The sequence below is a fragment of the Pseudoalteromonas sp. S1727 genome (genome assembly GCF_005886375.1).
Classification (GTDB): domain Bacteria; phylum Pseudomonadota; class Gammaproteobacteria; order Enterobacterales; family Alteromonadaceae; genus Pseudoalteromonas; species Pseudoalteromonas haloplanktis.
On sequence record NZ_PNDT01000054.1, the window covers coordinates 20,424 to 40,183 of the forward strand.

The 19,760-nt window shown below is 41.8% G+C and carries 15 protein-coding genes; 11 read left to right on the forward strand and 4 right to left on the reverse strand.

Translation table 11 applies throughout. From position 1 onward, the window contains the following. Nucleotides 1–2: 2 nt before the first annotated feature. A complete protein-coding gene (locus CWB85_RS13465) occupies nt 3–2,045 on the reverse strand; it encodes a glycoside hydrolase family 97 protein (RefSeq protein ID WP_138555168.1) in 2,043 nt (680 codons plus the stop codon). A gap of 188 nt (nt 2,046–2,233) precedes the next feature. Here CWB85_RS13465 and CWB85_RS13470 point away from each other — a divergent pair, with 188 nt between their 5' ends. The 3 genes from CWB85_RS13470 (at nt 2,234) to CWB85_RS13480 (ending at nt 5,749) form a co-directional block, all read left to right on the forward strand. Continuing rightward, entirely contained in the window at nt 2,234–2,863 is a 630-nt protein-coding gene (locus CWB85_RS13470) for a methylamine utilization protein (protein ID WP_016710154.1), read from the forward strand. Then, nucleotides 2,850–4,079: a hypothetical protein gene (locus CWB85_RS13475; protein WP_138555169.1), complete on the forward strand. Its 1,230-nt coding sequence runs from the start codon at nt 2,850–2,852 to the stop codon at nt 4,077–4,079. Before CWB85_RS13470 ends, CWB85_RS13475 begins: the two co-directional genes overlap by 14 nt. A gap of 68 nt (nt 4,080–4,147) precedes the next feature. Then, the gene (locus CWB85_RS13480; protein WP_016710156.1) at nt 4,148–5,749 is read left to right on the forward strand and encodes a methyl-accepting chemotaxis protein; all 1,602 of its coding nucleotides are present in this window, start codon (nt 4,148–4,150) and stop codon (nt 5,747–5,749) included. A gap of 70 nt (nt 5,750–5,819) precedes the next feature. On the opposite strand, the gene speE is transcribed toward CWB85_RS13480, so the two are convergent. Next, nucleotides 5,820–6,683, reverse strand: coding sequence for a polyamine aminopropyltransferase (gene speE, locus CWB85_RS13485; RefSeq protein WP_016710157.1), 864 nt, complete (start codon nt 6,681–6,683; stop codon nt 5,820–5,822). Between the two features lie 202 nt (nt 6,684–6,885). On the opposite strand from speE, the gene speA reads away from it, so the two are divergent. The 4 genes from speA (at nt 6,886) to CWB85_RS13505 (ending at nt 11,904) form a co-directional block, all read left to right on the forward strand. Continuing rightward, nucleotides 6,886–8,763, forward strand: a complete 1,878-nt coding sequence (gene speA / locus CWB85_RS13490) for a biosynthetic arginine decarboxylase (RefSeq protein WP_138555170.1) — start codon at nt 6,886–6,888, stop codon at nt 8,761–8,763. A 63-nt stretch (nt 8,764–8,826) separates the two neighbouring features. Beyond that, entirely contained in the window at nt 8,827–9,705 is an 879-nt protein-coding gene (gene yihG / locus CWB85_RS13495) for a 1-acylglycerol-3-phosphate O-acyltransferase, YihG family (RefSeq protein ID WP_016710159.1), read from the forward strand. 19 nt (nt 9,706–9,724) lie between these two features. After that, a complete protein-coding gene (gene yihG, locus CWB85_RS13500) occupies nt 9,725–10,648 on the forward strand; it encodes a 1-acylglycerol-3-phosphate O-acyltransferase, YihG family (protein ID WP_016710160.1) in 924 nt (307 codons plus the stop codon). Nucleotides 10,649–10,695: 47 nt separating this feature from the next. Continuing rightward, nucleotides 10,696–11,904 carry a mechanosensitive ion channel family protein gene (locus CWB85_RS13505; protein ID WP_050901605.1) on the forward strand — a complete coding sequence of 403 codons (1,209 nt, stop codon included), beginning with the start codon at nt 10,696–10,698 and terminating at the stop codon, nt 11,902–11,904. Here the strand turns inward: CWB85_RS13505 and chrA are convergent. Further along, the gene (gene chrA / locus CWB85_RS13510; protein WP_016710162.1) at nt 11,867–13,015 is read right to left on the reverse strand and encodes a chromate efflux transporter; all 1,149 of its coding nucleotides are present in this window, start codon (nt 13,013–13,015) and stop codon (nt 11,867–11,869) included. The genes CWB85_RS13505 and chrA overlap by 38 nt on opposite strands. A 236-nt stretch (nt 13,016–13,251) precedes the next feature. On the opposite strand from chrA, the gene CWB85_RS13515 reads away from it, so the two are divergent. Beyond that, nucleotides 13,252–13,884, forward strand: a complete 633-nt coding sequence (locus tag CWB85_RS13515; RefSeq protein WP_138555171.1) for a YiaD family glycine zipper/OmpA-like lipoprotein — start codon at nt 13,252–13,254, stop codon at nt 13,882–13,884. Between the two features lie 73 nt (nt 13,885–13,957). Here the strand turns inward: CWB85_RS13515 and CWB85_RS13520 are convergent, their stop codons facing one another. After that, a complete protein-coding gene (locus tag CWB85_RS13520; protein WP_138555172.1) occupies nt 13,958–15,739 on the reverse strand; it encodes an ABC transporter transmembrane domain-containing protein in 1,782 nt (593 codons plus the stop codon). 89 nt (nt 15,740–15,828) lie between these two features. On the opposite strand from CWB85_RS13520, the gene CWB85_RS13525 reads away from it, so the two are divergent. From CWB85_RS13525 to CWB85_RS13535, 3 genes are all read left to right on the forward strand, one after another. Beyond that, nucleotides 15,829–16,227 (forward strand): DUF3224 domain-containing protein, encoded by a 399-nt coding sequence (locus tag CWB85_RS13525; RefSeq protein ID WP_016710165.1) that lies wholly within the window; start codon nt 15,829–15,831, stop codon nt 16,225–16,227. 11 nt (nt 16,228–16,238) lie between these two features. Continuing rightward, nucleotides 16,239–16,421 (forward strand): hypothetical protein, encoded by a 183-nt coding sequence (locus CWB85_RS13530; protein ID WP_016710167.1) that lies wholly within the window; start codon nt 16,239–16,241, stop codon nt 16,419–16,421. A gap of 437 nt (nt 16,422–16,858) precedes the next feature. Beyond that, nucleotides 16,859–19,741: a TonB-dependent receptor gene (locus CWB85_RS13535; RefSeq protein ID WP_138555173.1), complete on the forward strand. Its 2,883-nt coding sequence runs from the start codon at nt 16,859–16,861 to the stop codon at nt 19,739–19,741. The last annotated feature ends 19 nt before the right edge of the window (nt 19,742–19,760 follow it).

Consider the following 19,760-nt stretch of genomic DNA (forward strand, 5'->3'; position numbering starts at 1 on the left):
CTTTAAAGCGCTTTAAATCTAATTGCTGTGCCGCCGCTGGTGGCAAGTTTCAGCGTTAGCTTATCTGTTGCTGTAACAACGCGTTTTTCGATTTTTAAATCGTAAGGGTTGTTCTTCCACTCGGCTTTGTCACCATCACGGTAAATGTGTGCTTCAAACTTTTTACCTTGCTCTAAAAAGTCGAGTTCAACTTCTATGCTACGGGCTTGCTCATCGGTGACTGCGCCTAAGTACCAATCGTTACCTGAATAGTGATCACGTTTGCGCTCTTTACGAGCAAATACTACGTAGTCGCCAACTTCCCCTGCGATAGCGATACTTTGTTGCCAATCAGTGGGTACGTCTTGAATAAACTGGAAGGCATCAGGCTTGGCCAAATAGTTACGCGGTAAGTCAGCGGCCATTTGAATTGGGCTATACATTACAACATATAAAGCCAGTTGCTTCGCTAAAGTGGTTTGTGGGCGATTAGTATCAGCGCCTAAACCATTAAAACTCATATCAAAAATACCCGGAGTAAAATCCATCGGCCCTGCCAGCATACGAGTGAAGGCAAGCATTGGAATATGTTCAGGTGGATTAGGTGGTGTGCTCCAAGCATTAAATTCTTGGCCGCGAGCACCTTCACGAGCGATCCAATTTGGATACGTACGGCGCAGGCCGGTGTCTTTAATTGGCTCATGGGTATTAATGCTGAGCTTATGTTTAGCGGCTAGTTTGATACTGTGAAGGTACTCGTTAACCATAAATTGGCCGTCATGCCATTCTTTTCGAACAATACCATTGTCGTCAATGCGTTTGATATTACCGCCATCAGCAACGTATCCTGTCTTCACTTGGCTAACGTTGGATTTTTCATAGAGTGCGTAGGCATCTTCCATTTGCTTGCGGTAGTTTGTAACGTTACCAGATGTTTCGTGGTGGCCAATCAGTTGTACACCTTTTTGTTTACCGTAACGAGTAAGTTCAGCAATATCAAAATCATCGTAAGGTTTGGTAAAGCTAAATACATCGCCATTAAAGAACCAGTCGCCATCCCAGCCAATATTCCAGCCTTCCACTAACACACCATCAAAACCGTATTTAGCGGCAAAATCCATGTAACGCTTTGTCTCGCTGGTAGTGGCGCCGTGTTTTTCACCGCTCCCCCAAGTATTTTCATTGATGTGCATGCCCCACCAAATACCGACATACTTCCCTGGTTTAACCCATGACACATCACCGAGTTTATTGGGTTCATTGAGGTTTAAAATAATATCTGAGTTGATCAAATCAACGGCTTTTGCACCAATTTGAATGGTACGCCACGGTGTATTAAACGCGCCGTGTTTTTTTACAGCGATGCCATCAGACCAAGGAGTTAAATCGGCTTGTAAAGTACCTGGGCGACGTTGATTTAACACCATAGCGGCGTAATCAACTAGCGCTGCTTCGTGAATACTGACATGCACTCCATCGGCATTTTTAAAAGTAAATGGTGTGTGTACCAACGCGGCATCGTGTAATGGCGTGGTGTTATATACGTATTCATAGCGATTCCAGCCACGCGCCGGGATCCACCATGCAGTGGTTTTATCAGCACCGGCAATTGCAAACTCAGTAAGCTCTTTGGTGATTTCTATGTTTTCAAAACCTACTTGTTTAGGTACTTCGTAGCGAAAACCTACGCCATCATCAAATGCTCTAAAGCGTACGGTGTAAGTAGCTGCGTGTGGGGCCGATTTGCTAAAAGTAACGGCCACTTCATTATGCTGATCAATAACGGTTTCGCGTTCTCCCCAAGGTTGTTGCCATTGGCTATCATGTTGGGTGTTTTGTACGTCGATGATTTTAAACCCTTCAGCAAAGGCGGCTTGCTGTTTAAATTCAAAACCAAGCACTGAGTTTTCGATGATATCTTTGCCGTTAAAGCTGATTTTATAGCTTGGCATTATTTGCTGATCTGAAATGGTTATTTTTATATTTCCATTCGGAGATTGAATTGTCGCGTCTTTAGCAAAGCAAGCGCTTGAAAATCCTAATAGAAGTAGCAAAGGTAATCGCATAGCTGTTCCTTGAGGTGTAACCTAATTGAATCATTTAGCATAAAACGCCAGTGCTTTTATTACGAGATGGTTGCATACGTATTCAATTTATTGTCAGCTAAGCTGAAACTAAATCTTGGTAATAAAATTAACAAAGTATCAATTGAATCGGTCTATAATGAATAAAAATAAAATAATAAGACATTCAGATGTTCAAACTATTTATTACTGCTTTATTCATTTTTATGGGCTGTAAAAGCTATGCTGCAACCATCACTATTCATGATCAAAACCAGCAACCGCTCGCAAATGCGGTAGTATGGCTAACTGCAACTGATCATACCCTACAAACACTGCCTGTGAGTTCACTCTTTACGATGACGCAAAAAGACCGGCAATTTACTCCTCATGTTTTAGTGGTACCGCAAAATGCGCAGGTTGAATTCCCCAATGCTGATTCAATCATGCATCATGTTTATTCGTTTTCAAACGCTAAATCATTTGAACTAAAGCTTTACCGTGAGCAACCGCAAGCTCCGATCCGCTTTGAGCAAACGGGAGTTGTTGAGCTAGGTTGTAATATTCATGATTGGATGTTGGGTTATATAGTAGTGGTTGATAGTCCATTTTATGGCATCACAAATACTCAAGGACAAATAGCGCTGACTCCACAACACGGTGAGTATGAACTTAATGTATGGCATGAAGGATTTAGCGATATTAGTCAAACCGAAAGTAAAACTATCGCGCTTGGTAGCGCAGCGGTTGTTTATCAAATAAAGCAGGTTATTGTTCCTCGCATTACGATTGGTGTAGATGAATTTGATGACTATGAATAAGGTTAGTTTAGCTTTTATCCTACTAGGGCTAGCATTTAGCTTTAATGCACTGGCACAGGTTAAGGGATTACTGCAATTGACTGCTGTAAATGGTGACCCGCAACTTAGTTGGCAAGAAGGTGGCGTTGGACTTTACCGTTACGATAGTGACAACGATGGTATTGTACTTTCGCAGGGTCTTATCGATTTTAGGGTTGATTTAAGTACTAATTGGTCGGCGCATGGGGTTGTTAATGCTTATCAAGATCCGCAAGCCTCGTTAGGTTTTAGCCAAGCCTATTTTCAATATCAGCCACTAACGAGTAGCAAGTATAAATGGCATGTTAGAGCGGGGGGATTTTACCCGTTATTATCACTGGAAAACCCGGATATGGGTTGGATCTCTCCTTATAATTACACCAACTCTGCTATTAATTCTTGGATTGGTGAGGAGGTTCGTACTGTGGGGGTTGAAGCAACTATCAAACGCCCTGGTCGCAGTTTTAACAGTAAACATAGCTTTGCGTTTGTTGGTGCAACATTTAAAGGGAATGATCCCGCAGGTACGCTTTTAGCGTGGCGTGGATTTGCAATGCATGACCGACAAACAACCTTTAATGAAGCGGTTGCATTTGCACCCGTTGCATCACTTAATACACCTCAGCTGCAACATCAAGCAAATCAGGTTTTGCCTTTTGAAGAAGTTGATGGTCGCTTTGGTTATTATGGTGGCATTCATTGGGACTATCTTAAAAAGTCACAGTTTCGTTTTTATTATTATGATAATAATGGCGATCCAGCGGCATTAAATTACAGCACAGGGCAATATGCGTGGGATACGCGGTTTTCAAGTGTTGCATGGTTGTATAAATTTACAGCTCAAACTCGCCTGATAGTACAAGCTATGTCTGGCAACACGGCGATGGGCGAGAGCCGTGGTGTTGATAATGACTTTTATAGTCACTTTATCCTATTAAGCCACAAAAAGGCAGCGCATAGGTTGTCTATTCGCTATGACTACTTTGAAGTTACTGACAAAGATGATTGGACGTTTGACCCAAATGCCAGTCATGGCGAAGGGATCACAGCTACTTGGCGCTACCAGCTTTCACCACAATGGCAGTTAGGGATCGAGGGGTCAGCTTTGCATAGTCAAGCTGACAACCGTGAAGCGATGGGCATTGCCAGAAAATTATCGCAACAGCAGCTGAACTTAAATGTGCAGTGGCGCTATTAATGGTAATTTTATTCATTTGAACTATCTTTAAGTAACTATTGATACAGCATTTTTTGTAAAGGTAAAACATGAAATTACAGAGTATTCGTGTGAAAAGCTCCATTCCAATCATGTTACTTGGGATTGCAATAATTGTATTGATCACAGGTTACAGCCATTTGATTAATTTACAAAAAGTGGCTTTAGATACACAGTCTGAGCGATTCCTTAATGCTATCTCAGTAGTTGTTAATGGCGATCGTGATCTCTACCAAGCCAAAGTTGCAGAGTTGCATTTAGTCACGAATAAAATCGGCAATGCTGAAGAGTTGCAAGAGCATCAAGAAAACGCCCAACAAGTGGCTGAGCGATTTAAGCAGTATTTGCAGTACTTATCTGTCTATCCACAAGTTACTGCACAATTTAGTGGCTTTAACAACGCATTTGATAAATGGCTATCGGCATCAAATGCCTATATTGATGACCCACAAAACCGACAAAAAAATCTTCAAGCTGATAGAGAGTTTGCTGCACTGCGTGGCATTTTAGATAAGGCAGGTGAGCAAGCGGAGCTGACATCGAAAGATGAAAAACAAAAGCTGCTTGAAAAAATTAGCACTACAAAAGGATTCTTATTGGTTATGGTGGTAGTACTGTTAGCCATTTCTGGTTGGTTCAGTTATATCATTCCACGTCAGTTAACTAAACAGATGCATTATGTGACTGCACGGATCAATGATATTGCCTCCGGTGACGGTGATTTAACGGGCAGGATCGCCGTCAAAAGCCAAGATGAATTTTCTGAGTTAGCGACAGCCTTTAATCGTTTTTTGGATAATTTACAGCAATTGATCCGTGATATTTTAGAACAAGCAAAAGAGTTAAATCACTTAGGTATCGATCTTAATCAGTTCGCCAAGCAAAATAATCAGGTCAACCAAAAACTCAGCCAAGCATCCGAGTCAATTGTCAGTGCTGTGCATGAGATGAGTGTTGCTAGTCGTGAAGTGGCCAATGTTGCGCAGCAGTCATCTAAAGAAGCAGATAACTCACAACAATTTGCTAAGCAGGGGTTAGCGGCGGTGGCTAATTCCAGTGATAAAATAGTTGCGTTATCTGATAATATGGAACACGCGAGTAATAAATCAACCGAGCTACAGGAAAACTCCGAGAATATAGCGAAAGTGCTAGATGTGATCCGTGCAATTGCAGAACAAACTAATCTACTGGCGTTGAATGCGGCGATAGAAGCTGCGCGCGCCGGTGAGCAAGGTCGAGGTTTTGCGGTGGTGGCTGATGAAGTGCGCACTTTGGCAACTCGCACTCAAGAAAGCACTAATGATATACAAACTATGGTGGAGCAATTTGCTAATAGTGTAGAGCAATCATTAGCGGCAATTAATGGTGGCAAGCGCTTTGCTGATGAAGCTGTTGCTTCATTTGCGCAAACTAATGATGTGCTTAATGCTATGCAGCAATCATCGATAAAAGTGAATGATATGGCGATGCAAACAGCGCAAGCAACCGATGAGCAAACCGCCGTTGCTGAAGAAATTAGCCATAATTTATCGTCATTAAATGATCAAACCGTGCAAGGTGGTGAGCTTGCACATTCTACTGAAGAGGTGGCTGTAAGGATGAACCAGTTAACCGATGAGCTGAGTCGTTTAGTGCAACGTTTTAAGGTTTAGTTAATCTTAAATACAGGCAATAAAAAGGGTTCGTACGAACCCTTTTACATATCAATTTTTACTACAACGTTTACTTTTTCTCAAAAGCGCGTTTCATATAATTAGGTGTTGCTAGCGCGCCGTGGTGAATACCACTGTTGTAGTATTCTGTACCTTGTGCGATGTCTGCAGCAGCATCTTCTCTAAATCCTGCAAATGCTTCATCTTTACGAGCAAGCGTCACTGACCATAAACCACTTGGGTAAATTGGCTGTGGGAATGGCAGTGTTTGCAAATCGTTAAAGCCAACATCTGTCATTGCATCACGCATTTCTACTAATAATGGCATATGCATAAGGGGTGATTCACTTTGTTGCACCATAATACCGCCAGGGCGAAGCGCGTTTAAACAGCTCGTGTAAAAAGCATGGTTGAACAAGCCTTCACCAGGGCCTACCGGATCAGTACCATCAACAATAACCACATCAATTGACTCCGCAGCAAGTTCACGCATGTACTTGATACCATCGTCAAACATGACAGTGGCACGTGGATCTTGGTTCGCTTCACATAATTCAGGGAAGTATTTTAATGACATTTGTGTCACAACTTCGTCAATATCAATCTGTGTAACAGATTCAACGCTAGGGTGTTTGAGCACTTCACGTAAGGTGCCGCAATCACCACCGCCGATAATGACTACATTTTTCGGGTTTGGGTGAGCAAGCAATGCTGGGTGGCTGATCATTTCATGGTAAAAAAAGTTCTCGCGACTACTTACCATAGTACAACCATCAATAATCATTAGGTTACCAAAGTCGGTAGTTTCATACATTTCGACTTTTTGGAAAGGTGATTGCTGCTCATCTAACTTTTTATTGATGCGTAGAGAGAACGCACTGCCGTCACGTTCACTGATTTCGGTAAACCATTTGCTTTGCTCTAAATTTGCCATGTCGCTAGTTACACTTTTGAGTTGAGTATGAAAAAGGGGCAATTTTGCCAGTGCTTGGCGTTTTGCTCAATGAAATTTTAACCAGTATAGCGAATATTTTATCTTAGCTTTGGTTTAAAGGTTATTTTTTGTTAGCTTAGGGCGTTATGACGTATTAAAATAACCGATTCCGCGAAACTTGTTAACTAGAGAAGAATTTGCCATGACTTGGGGTTTAGACACAGCACGCTCTACATATAACGTCGCACATTGGAGCGATGGTTACTTTGACATTAATAGCCAAGGTGAGTTAGTCGCTTACCCAGATGGCGATCAAACTAAAGCCGCTATTTCATTAACTGAGTTGACTGAGCAATTCAAAAAACAAGGGTTAACGCTACCTGTACTAGTACGTTTTACTGATATTTTACAAAACCGCGTTGATACTCTCACCAATGCTTTTCGCAGTGCACGTAATGCTCGTACCTATCAGGGGCAATATACTTGTGTATACCCAATAAAAGTAAACCAACAGCGCTCAGTGGTCAGTAAGTTATTAGCCCACCCCAGTGGTTTAGTCGGTTTAGAGGCAGGCTCAAAACCTGAGTTAATGGCTATTTTAGGTGTAGCTAAACAGCCAATAACTATCGTTTGTAATGGCTATAAAGATAGCGAGTTTTTACGTTTAGCGTGTATTGGCCAAGCAATGGGGCACAAAGTTAAAATCGTGGTTGAAAAACTCTCCGAATTAACAACCTTACTCGCAGAAATTGAAGATTTAGGCATTGAGCCTGCCATTGGTATTCGTATCCGTTTAAATTCAGTGGGCAAAGGTAAATGGCAAAATACCGGTGGTGAAAAAGGTAAGTTTGGTTTAACAGCAGGGCAAGTATTAGCGGCTGTTGAAGTCCTTAAAAAACATGACAAACTGCATTTAATGCAAATGGTGCATTTTCATATTGGTTCACAAATTGCCAATATTCGTGATATTCACCGTGCTTTACGTGAATGTTCCCGTCACTTTGCTGAATTAAGCCAATTAGGTGTACCACTGAATACCGTGGATGTGGGTGGTGGTTTAGGGGTTGATTACGAAGGTTCGGGTTCACGCAGTGCTTGTTCAATGAATTATACAGTTGAAGAATACGCGCGTAATGTGGTTAATGCGTTTGCTGAAGTATGTGAGCAGCATGATTTACCACACCCTGCCATTATTACTGAATCAGGCCGCGCACTCACTGCGCATCATGCGGTATTGATCACCGATGTTATTGATGTTGAACAAGCACCAAATCACAGCAACCCAAGTGCCCCGGAGCCGAATAGTGCCTTAGTACTTGATGATATGTGGCAATGTTTACAGCGTTTAAATCCACGTATGGCACTGGAAATTTACCATGATGCCATGCACTTATTCAGCGAGGCACACGATCAATATGTACACGGCCTAGTAAGCATGTTGGAATGGGCTAAGATAGAACAGCTTTATTTTACTATTTTGCATCGCGTTCGTGCTTCTTTAAGCAATGCCCGTGCTCACCGTGAAGTGCTTGATGACCTAAACGAAAAATTAGCTGATAAACTGTTTGTGAACTTTTCTTTATTTCAGTCGCTGCCAGATGTCTGGGGGATTCAGCAGTTATTTCCGGTGATGCCGATTGAAAATCTCGACAAACCACTAACACAACGCGCTATTATTCAAGATATTACCTGTGATTCTGATGGGCAAATTCGTGAGTATGTAGAAGGTGCGGGAATTGAAACTAGCCTACCTATCCCACAATATGTTCCTGGACAGCAGTATCACATTGCTATGTTTATGGTCGGGGCGTACCAAGAGATATTAGGTGATCTGCATAATTTGTTTGGTGATACTGATTCTGTACACGTAGAGCTTACCGAGCAAGGTTACCAGCTTACGAATGCAATTAAGGGTGATAGTGTTGAGGATGTATTAAAGTTTGTTGATTATGATAGCGATATTTTTTCGGACAACTTTACTAGCACAGTGCAGCAGTTAGATATCAGTGAGCCAATTAAGCAACAATATTTAGCAGAGCTCAATGCAGGTCTTGAAGGGTATACCTATTTTGAAGATTAATTGCAATATTGGGTATGGCTTAATCAATTGCCTAACAGTTTTAATGAAAGGAATTAAGTAGTAATGTCTTTGATCCGTTGTATTTTTAGCATCTTTTTCTACACCCTAAATACGATAATTTGGTTTGTGCCTATTTTTATTTGTGGCTTAATTAAATTACTGCCGATTAAACCATTGCAAAAAGCCATGAGTTGGTCGGCTAAAAAGTGTGCCAGTATTTGGGTGTCTTGCAATTCGATTAATCAAAATATTTTTACTCCTCATCAGCTAAATGTCACTGGGCTTGAAGAAATAAAGCTAAAAGACTGGTATTTAGTTATTGCCAACCACCAAAGTTGGGTGGATATTTTAGTGATGCAGCGTGTACTTAATCGCCGCATCCCATTTTTAAACTTCTTTTTAAAGAAAGAGCTTATTTATGTGCCATTTTTAGGCTTGGCATGGTGGGCACTGGATTTCCCATTTATGACGCGCACAAGCAAAAGCCAATTAAAAAAGAACCCTAAACTGCGAGGCAAAGACTTAGAAACAACACGTAAAGCCTGTGAAAAGTTCAAAGAGATGCCGGTAAGTATTGTTAACTTTGTTGAAGGTACACGTTTTACAGCACAAAAACACGCTCGTCAGAACAGCCCTTTCCCACATTTATTGAAACCAAAAGCGGGTGGAGTAGCATTTGTAATGCAAGCGATGGGCGAGCAGATCTCTAAGGTAGTTAATGTGACTATCCATTACCCAGATGGCATTCCTAGCTTTGTCGACTTTGCAAGTGGTCGCGTTAAGAACATAAATGTACACATAGAAGTGCGGCCTGTAAGCCCCGAGTTAATAGGTGATTACACGGGAGACTCTGAATTTAGGGTTGGCTTTCAGTCTGAATTAAACCGCCTATGGCAAGAAAAAGAGCAACAGTTAGTTAAGCTTGAGCAACAAGCTAAGTGATCTGTACAAGCGAGTATGTATGCTAAAAAATATCATCCCTAAATGGCTAAATGGCCTTGCAGTAGGTACACTGCTTTTTAGTAATACCTTGCTGTGGGGCTGCATTGTGTTAATACTCGGTCTAATAAAGTTAGTATTACCCATGGCTTGGGTAAGTAACTTACTACATAGCGCTTATCAAGGCTGGTGTAGTGGGAATCGGCTTGGCTTAAAATTCAGTAATGCCAAAGTGACAACAGTGATTAATGGTGATGTTAATAAGCTGGGTTGGTATTTATTGATATCGAATCATTTTAGCTGGCTCGATATTGTGGTGCTAAGTGCAATTGACGTATTACCAGCGCCGAAATTTTTTCTAAAAGATGAGCTAAAATATGTGCCGCTGATTGGCTCTGGTGCGTGGGCGATGGGTATGCCATTCATGAAGCGCATCAGTAAGGCGCAAGTGGCGAAAAACCCAAAGCTCAAAGGTCTTGATGTTGAGCGCACTAAGCACAGTTGCCGAAACTTTCGTAGCCACCCAACCACCATCATTAATTTTGTTGAAGGGACGCGTTTTACTGCTGCAAAACATCAAGCTCAGCAAAGCCCATTTAAACATTTATTAAAGCCGAAAGCGGGTGGTGTTGCATTTGCATTAGAGGTGCTGGGTGAGCAGTTTGATGCCATTCTTAATACAACCTTGATGTACCAAGCACAAAGCAATCATATTTGTGCGAGCTTTCTGCGAGGGCGCTTAAGTGAAGTTACAATAAATATTACTTTAGTGCCAGTCAGTTCTGAGTTACTTGGTAACTACCAGCAAGATAGTCAGTTTAGAGCTCGCTTCCAAGCGTCGATTAACCAATTATGGTTAGCTAAAGATAGCGAATTGGCTATGGCATATGCACAGCGCAACGCTGAAGCTGTCCTAATCAACAATAAGGAGATTAAACTACCGTGACTACACAGACGCGTCTACAACAATTGGTGACACCTTGGTTTGAAGGTATGCCAGATACGGCATTGTTTAGCTCTCTTACTGCTACCGCAATTGGAGTTTTCTCACTCTTGGTCGTGTATTTATTTACTCGTAGGTTAATGCTGCCTGGTATTCAAAAAGTGGTGACAAAACTTTCACCAGAGCGCATTGGTGTGTTAGCCCCCATGCTAACAAAGTTAAACCGTCGTTTTGCAGGGATGTTGTGTTGCGTTTTATTTTTAGCCACGTTTGATAGTGTCTACCCTGTAAGTGAGTTTGTAGCCGAAGTGTTTAAAACGATCGGCCAAACGTTGTTGATTATTCATGTCGGTTTTATTATCAGTAGTATTGTAAGTATTGCGGGTGGTATTTATAACCAGCTTGAATTTGCCCGAGAAGTGCCTATTCAAGGGTTGATCCAAGTCGTAAAGCTGATCACCTTTATGATTTGTGCGATCCTAATTGTGAGTATCGTACTGGAAAAATCACCCACTTATATTCTTTCGGGCTTTGGCGCGATTGCCGCCGTGACTTTATTAGTATTTAAAGACACTATTTTAGGATTTGTTGCCAGCATTCAAATAGCCGCAAATCGCTTGGTAACCTACGGAGATTGGATCCAGGTAGATAACTATGGCGCAGATGGTGAAGTGATTGATCTGGGTTTAAATACGGTAAAAGTACGAAACTGGGATAATACAATCACCACGATCCCTACTTATATGTTGGTAGCGGGATCATTTAAAAATTGGCGCGGTATGCAAGAGTCTGGCGGACGTCGTATCAAGCGCTCCCTTAATATTGATATGAATAGTATACGTTTAGCCGATGATGAATTGACCAAAACGATAGGTCAAACTATCGCTTTAAAAGAATATATCAAGATGAATACGCTACCAGATCCGGTATCGAATCTCGGCTTGTTCCGTCGTTATGCTGAAGGTTATTTAAAACAGCACAGTAAGATCAATACCTCACTGACATTAATGGTGCGTGAGCTACAGCCGCTTAATCACGGCTTACCTATTGAATTTTACTGTTTTAGTGAAGACAAACGTTGGATATCTTATGAGCATCTGCAAGCAGAGATCATGGACCATCTGCTTGCTGTATTGCCTATTTTTGATTTGCGTCCTTACCAAAGTGTTACAGGACAATTTAGTCCTGCTTCCATTAACCCAACAGGTATTAAGCCCACAATTAAAGTGGCAAATAATACTGAAGAAGACCCATACTAATAAAGGCTATCAACAGCCACCAAATAGGTGGCTTAGCAAGTCTTAACCATGCAAATGCAACGGCAACAATCACACTATGCCAAATAGAGTGGACCGCAGATGTCCAGATTGGTGAATACAACGCCGCTGCTAAAAATCCCACCACGGCAGCGTTGAGAGCAGCAATACTACTTGCAAAACGAGGGCGTTTGGCTAATTGTAGCCAACTGTTTTGCAAAGCAAACATTAGTAACAACCCAGGTAAAAAAATTAAAATGGTAGCAATTAATGCACCTACAACAGGCTGAATCCCCTCAAATTGCGCACCTAAATAACTCGCAATAGTGAACATAGGCCCAGGTACTGCTTGAGCGCTGGCATAAGCTGTTAGAAATTGTTCCGTACTAAGGGTAGGCAAACCTGCTTGCAGAATGGGTAACACGACATGCCCACCACCAAACACCATTGCACCCGCTTGATAAAAAGGCGCAAATAACGCGATACTTTCATTTAGGGGAATAAAGCTTAAAGCCAGTAGTAAGGCAAATAGCAGTAAAGCAAACCAGTTAATTCCCGCTTTAGTTGTGGTTTTACTCTCATCATTATTTAAGTTGAGCATTGGCCAAATAGCACCAACACTGGCAGCTATTACTAAAACAGCTATTTGACTGGTTAGATTTGGTATTAATATAAGCAATATGGTACTTGCTACGGCCAATATTTTTAATATCCAATTAGTGCAAAAGCTTTTCGCCATACTGAGAGTGGCATCGGCGACAATAACCACAGCGAACAGCTTTAATCCTGCAATAATCGCAAAGTAAATGGCATCAAACTGATGGGTACTAATCGCAAGTAATATCATGATCAACAAGGATGGCAGTGTAAAGCCAATAAATGCCGCAATACCACCGAGTAATCCACCGCGTTCAACTCCTATGGCAAATCCCACTTGGCTTGAGCCTGGCCCCGGTAGTGCTTGGCTTAAACTAATTAATTGCGCATAACGTTGGGTAGTTAACCACTTAAGGTTATCAACAAAATGGCGTTTAAAGTAGCCCAAGTGTGCCGCTGGCCCGCCAAAGCTCATACAACCGAGTAAAAAAAACTGTTTAAATATAGCGAGTAACATAATGAATGTATTTTCCTTTACCACTTTTATATTTCATTATGACAAATTTTAGTGACAGTTTTATGGTTTTTAATTGATGTACCTATTTAGCTTAGATAACGAAATACCTCGGTTCTTAACCGAAAATTCAACAGTTGCTCACAAGGCGATGGGCTTTTAACTGAGTCTTCATCGTTTGTTCATGGATAACTTTGCATACTTGCTGGCAAATGAGAATTTATAGGTAAGGAGTTACCATGACGTTAACTAAACCATTACTAACAGCAGCAATCGTAGGTGTACTACTGACTGGGTGTGAAACCACCAACACAGGTGTGGGAGCGGGTATTGGTGCCGCAACCGGCGCTGTGCTAGGTAAAGCAACCGGTGACCACGATGATAAACGTATCTTTATTGGTGCTGCTATTGGTGCACTAGCTGGCGCCGCTGTCGGTGACTACATGGACAAACAAGAAGCGGCTTTTCGTGATGAACTTGCGGGTTCTGGCGTCGAGGTTGTGCGTGAAGGTGATAACTTACGCTTAGTTATGCCATCTAATATTACTTTTGCCACTGATCAATCGTATATTTCATCGGGTTTTCATAACACCTTAGATGCTATTGCTAAAGTTATGAATAAATACGAAAAAACATTTTTAAGTATTGAAGGCCATACTGATAGCACAGGTAAAGACAGCTACAACATGACGTTATCTGAGCAGCGCGCACAAAGCGTAAAAAGCTACTTAGTGAACCAACAGATCCTAGCTGGGCGTATTAGTACACGCGGCTACGGGGAAACTCGGCCAATTGCCAGTAACGACAGCGCTAACGGCCGCGCACAAAACCGCCGTGTAGAAATTCAAATCGTACCAAACACCGAAGGTTAGTTATTTGCATTTATTTATCTCAATCACTTGTTTATTAGCTGGTGATTGAGATTATTTACCGCTGACCGCTCCCTCAATCTCTATTAAACTGCAGCTCACATAATTGTTTATACAGCGGATTAGACTCTATTAATTGTTGGTGAGTCCCCGTTGCAATAATTTCACCTTGCTCCATCACTACAATTACATCGGCATGTTTTACGGTTGCTAAGCGGTGAGCAATGATCAAGGTTGTTCTGTCTAGCATTAAATGTTCAAGCGCGGCTTGTACGTGGTGTTCACTTTGTGCATCTAAGGCGCTAGTTGCTTCATCTAATAGCAGTATTTCAGGGTCTTTTAGTATGGCTCTTGCTAATACAATGCGCTGTTTTTGCCCGCCGGATAAACGCACACCTTGCTCACCTAAAAAGCTTTCATAGCCATTTGGTAATTGCGCTATAAACTCATCGGCATGAGCATGCTTAGCGGCAGCATATACTTGCTCGTCAGTGGCATCGGGGTTGCCATAGCGAATGTTGTGCATGACATCCGAGCTAAATAAAATTGGGTTTTGTGCCACCATACCCATGCTATTGCGCAGCGTATTGAGTGACAGATCTTTAATATTTATGCCATGAAATTTAATGTCGCCATGGGCGGGGTCGTAAAAGCGTTGTAATAGTTCAAAAAGAGTGGTTTTACCTGCACCAGATGGGCCGACAATCGCCACTGTTTGGCCTTGTTTTATATTAAGCGTTACATTTCTCAGTGCACTTACATCAGGACGTGATGGGTAATTAAAAGTAATGTTATTGAGCTCAATGGCCGCTGATTTATTGTTTAACTGCAACTGTTCATCAAGTGGTGCTTCAGGGTTTACAATTTCACTTTTTACCGCTAACAGCTCAAGCAGTCGTGCTGCGGCACCAGCCGCACGCTGTAATTCACCATATACTTCGGCCACGGTTGCCACTGACATAGCCACCATAATGGCGTAAAACACAAACGCGCCTAGCTCACCACCGGTCATGGTGCCTGCGAGTACATCGCTGCCGCCAACCCAAAGCATCACGCTTATGGCACTAAAGGTTAAAAATATCACTGCGGCAATTAAAAACGAGCGTTGCTTAATGCGGCTTTTGGCAACCTTAAAGGCTTTTTCGGTCTCGAGTGCAAAGGCGTGCTGCTCACGCTGTTCATGACTATAGCTTTGTACCACTTTGATGTTTTGAATAATTTCGCCAGCATACGTGCTTATATCGGCAATCGCATCTTGGCTGGAGCTGGCAAGCTTACGTACTTTTTTGCCAAATACCATCATCGGCACTAAAACCAACGGTACACAAGCAACCACCACCAAAGTGAGTTTTAAGTTAGTGATTAATAGCATAGCTAAACCACCCACCAACATTAGTGCGCTTCGCAGCGCCATAGAAAATGACGAGCCAATAATAGATTGCAGTAAGGTGGTATCAGTGGTGAGTCGTGACATTAATTCGCCACTGCGGTTTTCTTCAAAATAACTCGGATGAAGGGTAACAATGCGGTCAAACACCGCTTTACGAATATCATTACTAACACGTTCACCAATCCACGACATTAAATAAAAACGGCTAAAGGTGCCAATGGCTAGTAAGCTGATCAACCCAATGAGCACTAACACGGCTTGTTTTAGCTGCTCTTGAGAGCCTGCAATAAAGCCGTGATCGATGACAAATTTAACCCCTTGACCGAGTGATAAGTTAACTCCCGCGGTTACTAGTAGCGCTGCAAGTGCAGAAAAAACCACCCATTTGTAAGGTTTAATAAACTGAAAAATTGGAATTAAACTACTAAAAGCAGCTTTTTCTTTTGGCTCGGGTTTGCTGGTGCTCATGCTGGATTCTTTTTGGTGGATAAGGTATAGATATGGTTACATAAATCATAATTTCAATAACTAACTCTATAACAACGAAGGGACTAGCTATGGCGACTCAAAAAGTAACGGGCGAATTTAACGTTAAACTCAACCCCATTGAAGGTTATGCGAAAGGCGTTGATGGCGTAAATTTGGGGCGTATGTCAATTGATAAAACCTTTACCGGTGAGCTTGATGCAACCAGCACGGGCGAAATGCTCAGTGCAATGACAGCCACGCAAGGTAGTGCCGGTTATGTCGCCATTGAGCAAGTAACGGGGAGTTTATCAGGCAAAAAAGGCAGTTTTGTGCTTCAGCACTATGGGCAAATGAATAAAGGCAAAGACAGTCTAATCTTACAAGTTGTGCCTGATTCAGCAAGCGGTGAGCTAGAAGGATTAACTGGTGATATGGCAATCCGCATTGAACAAGGCATTCACTTTTATGACTTTGAATATCAACTGTAAAGGCTAAAGCTATGCAAAAAATAATAGAATTTAAAAAAACACGCTTTTTCGGTGGCGTAAACATCGAGGCACTAAACGAAAAAATTTATCAATTAAACCAAGATGGTTGGAAAGTGATAACGGTAAGTTCGATTACAGGTTTTTTCGGCGAAGCGAATGGTTATGCGTTACTTATCGAAAATACGGAATTGTAAATGACGTTATCGCTAAGTTTAGTCGCCATTTGGATGGTGGGTGCGATGTCACCTGGGCTAAGGTTGGCTGTGGTTTTTATAGGACTAGCAATAAGAGCTGTGCTTATGATGTAGGTTATTAAATTTTATTAATCTTTACCGCTTACCTTAAAAGTTGTTTCTAGTAATTTGTAATTTCCCCGCGAGATCGTGGCATAAAGCGAGCTTTCTGCTCGCATATCGATTTATTTCACGTTATCTACACGATCGCAGCACTTCGTAACTAAGTTCCTTTCCCCGCAAGCTATTGTCTTTGCTAATGCATACGTATTCATCACACTTAATTTACTTTTTAGTTACACTTTATTGGTTTTATTTTATCCACAATTTAAAAATAAACGGCACACCTTTTTAAAAAATACAACACACAACTATAAAGTTAATAGGGTAGGAAGCTCATGGGGAAATTCAAACTGAGTGCACTAATGCTCGCAATGTTTGCAGCGAGTAGTGCGTTAGGCGCGGTTGAAAATGATGCACAAAATAATGCTGAAAAACCGCAATTAGGTGAGGAACTTGAAGTTATTGAAGTGACTGGGTTTAGTCGCAGTTTAATTCAATCACTTAATCAAAAACGTTTTACTGATACAGTATCAGAGCAGTTATCGGCAGATGACTTAGGGGCATTGCCTGATGTCTCTATGGCTGATGCATTGACTCGATTACCGGGGATATCAGCGGTACGAACTGGCGGACAAGCCGCGGAAATCAACATTCGTGGTATGTCTGGTGGGTTTGTATTTTCCACCTTAAATGGTCGCGAACAAGTATCAACCAGCGGCAGTCGTAGTATTGAGTTTGATCAGTATCCATCAGAATTAATTAGCTCTGCAGCCGTGTATAAATCCCCGAAAGCCTCGCTTATTGAAGGCGGTGTGGCAGGGACTGTAGAACTGCAAACAGCCAGTCCGCTAGATAATGATCAGCAGCATAAGTTTGTGGTTAACGCCAGAGGTATGTACAACGATCGCGCGTCAGAGGTGAACGATGCCACTGAATTTGGCGACCGCATTAGTTTTTCTTACCAAGGCAAGTACCTTGACGATACTTTAGGTGTTGCACTTGGTTATGCTCGCTTATTTCAACCTAGTGTAGCAACGCAATTCATTGGTCTTGCGTATAACGATCATAAAGATGTCGACGGTGTTGCTAATGATACTAATGGCCCTGAGGTAAAACCAGAAAACGAATACATCAGCGAAGGCTTTGAGCTTCAGCATTTAGGCGGTGAAGAAACCCGTAACGGTTATATGGCGGCAATTGAGTGGGTGCCGGTGGATAATTTTAAATTAAAAGGGGACGTGTTTTTATCACGCTTTGATACAGAATCATTTGCCCGTGGTTTACGAGTGAAATTAGGCGGCCCAACGGCCACTTATACAAACGCTCAGCTAGAGGGAAATTCGGTGGTTGGTGCCTCTGTTAATCGTACTTCAAAAGGCTACACTCGTATTGAAATTGTAAATGATGATAACCAAGACTTTGACGAAGTAGACAGCTATGGCATTAACGCCGATTGGCAAGTGACAGAACGTTTAAACGTTAATGTTGATGTGTCGCTATCACGGGCTAAAAGTAATTTCCGCAATGGTTTATTGTGGGCGTTGGTTGCCGAAGATGCTACAGCGCAAGAACCAGTTTTAGATAAAAATGTATCAATAAACTATCAGCTCAATGGTTTGAATTTACCGGATGTTGGCTTTAATCAAGCGGCGGCATTTAGCGATATCGAACGGGTAATGGTGAGTAAGTACGGTATTTACCCTTATCAGAATGAAGATGAAGTAAGCGCTTATCGCCTTGATTTTAAATACGAGTTGGATAACAGCTGGTTTAGCTCAGTTGAATTTGGTGCTCGTTACTCTGATCGCGAATACAGTAACAATCGTTCAGTGTTTGAATACGGTAATGATGGTGATTTTTCAGTGAGTGAGCCGCCACTGCGTTTAACCAATGACATGGTAAACGTCGTAGATTGGGAAGGTGATTTTAGTTATTTTCCATCATATTTGGCGATTGATTTAGATAAGGCGCTTAATGCTTGGTTTCCAGAAGGGGCGCCACAGCCAGTTAAAACTTGGGGTAATGCAGATGGGGTAGTCGACCCACAAGGTTACACCACTAACTATTCGTGGACCATGTTACAAAGTGGCTCAGTGTATGAGGAAGTGCTTTCAGCGTACGCCATGCTTAATATTAATGCTGAGATCGGCAATATGCCAGTGTTAGGTAATATTGGTATTCGCCGTGTTGATACTGACCAATCGGCCACTATTTTAGAAAACGTTAATGGTGATTTGGCACTGGGTGCCCAAAACATTACCGACAGTATTGGTATCGTAAATAAAAACTATTTACCTAATGTACTTGGCACAACTTATACTGATTATCTGCCATCCCTTAATTTAAACTTTCAGCTAACGGATAACACGCAATTACGTTTTGCGGCGGCTAAAGTGATGTCGCGTCCACCAATCAACCGACTGGCAGGGGACGCCAGTGCGCAGGCCGATAAAACCACCGGTAAAATTAACGGCTCAAGTACCAATAATCCATTCTTAAAACCATTTTATGCCGACCAATACGATATCTCTTACGAGCATTATTTTGATGAATCAGATGGTGCGCTTGTGATCGCTGGTTTTTATAAAAACATCGATTCGTTTATCGATACCATCGCCATAGAAGGATTTGATTTTAAAGGTAATGGCTTTAACGTTCCTGACTATATTGAAAACCCAGTCAGTGGCGAGCAGGTAGCAACGACTAACGGTACTTATACCACTGCAGTTAATAACGCTAATGGTGGTTATATTCGCGGTATTGAACTTGCCTACACGCAAGTATTTTCTTTTCTACCCGCGCCGTTTGATGGTCTTGGGTTTAACGGTAGCTATTCATACACCGAGAGCGAAGTTGAATCTATCACCAGCTTAGGCGGTGAAACGGTAACGCAAGGTTTGCCTGGTTTGTCTAAAAATGTATTAAATGGCACCTTGTTTTACAGCCTAGATAATTTTGAAACCCGCCTTAATGTGCGTTATCGCTCAGACTTTGTTTCAGAGCAAGTAGCTATCAATGAACAGATAGTTAACTTTGATGCTGAGACAGTGGTCGACTTTCAAACCTCTTATCAATTTACTGACTCATTTGGCATGTTGCTACAGGTTAATAACCTTACCGATGAACCAACCCAAAGTTACTTTGGCAATGAAAATATCACCGGTACGACCCAGTACTTTGGTCGTCAGGTTTATTTAGGTTTTACCTATAGTCACTAATAGCAAATTGGAGCATAAA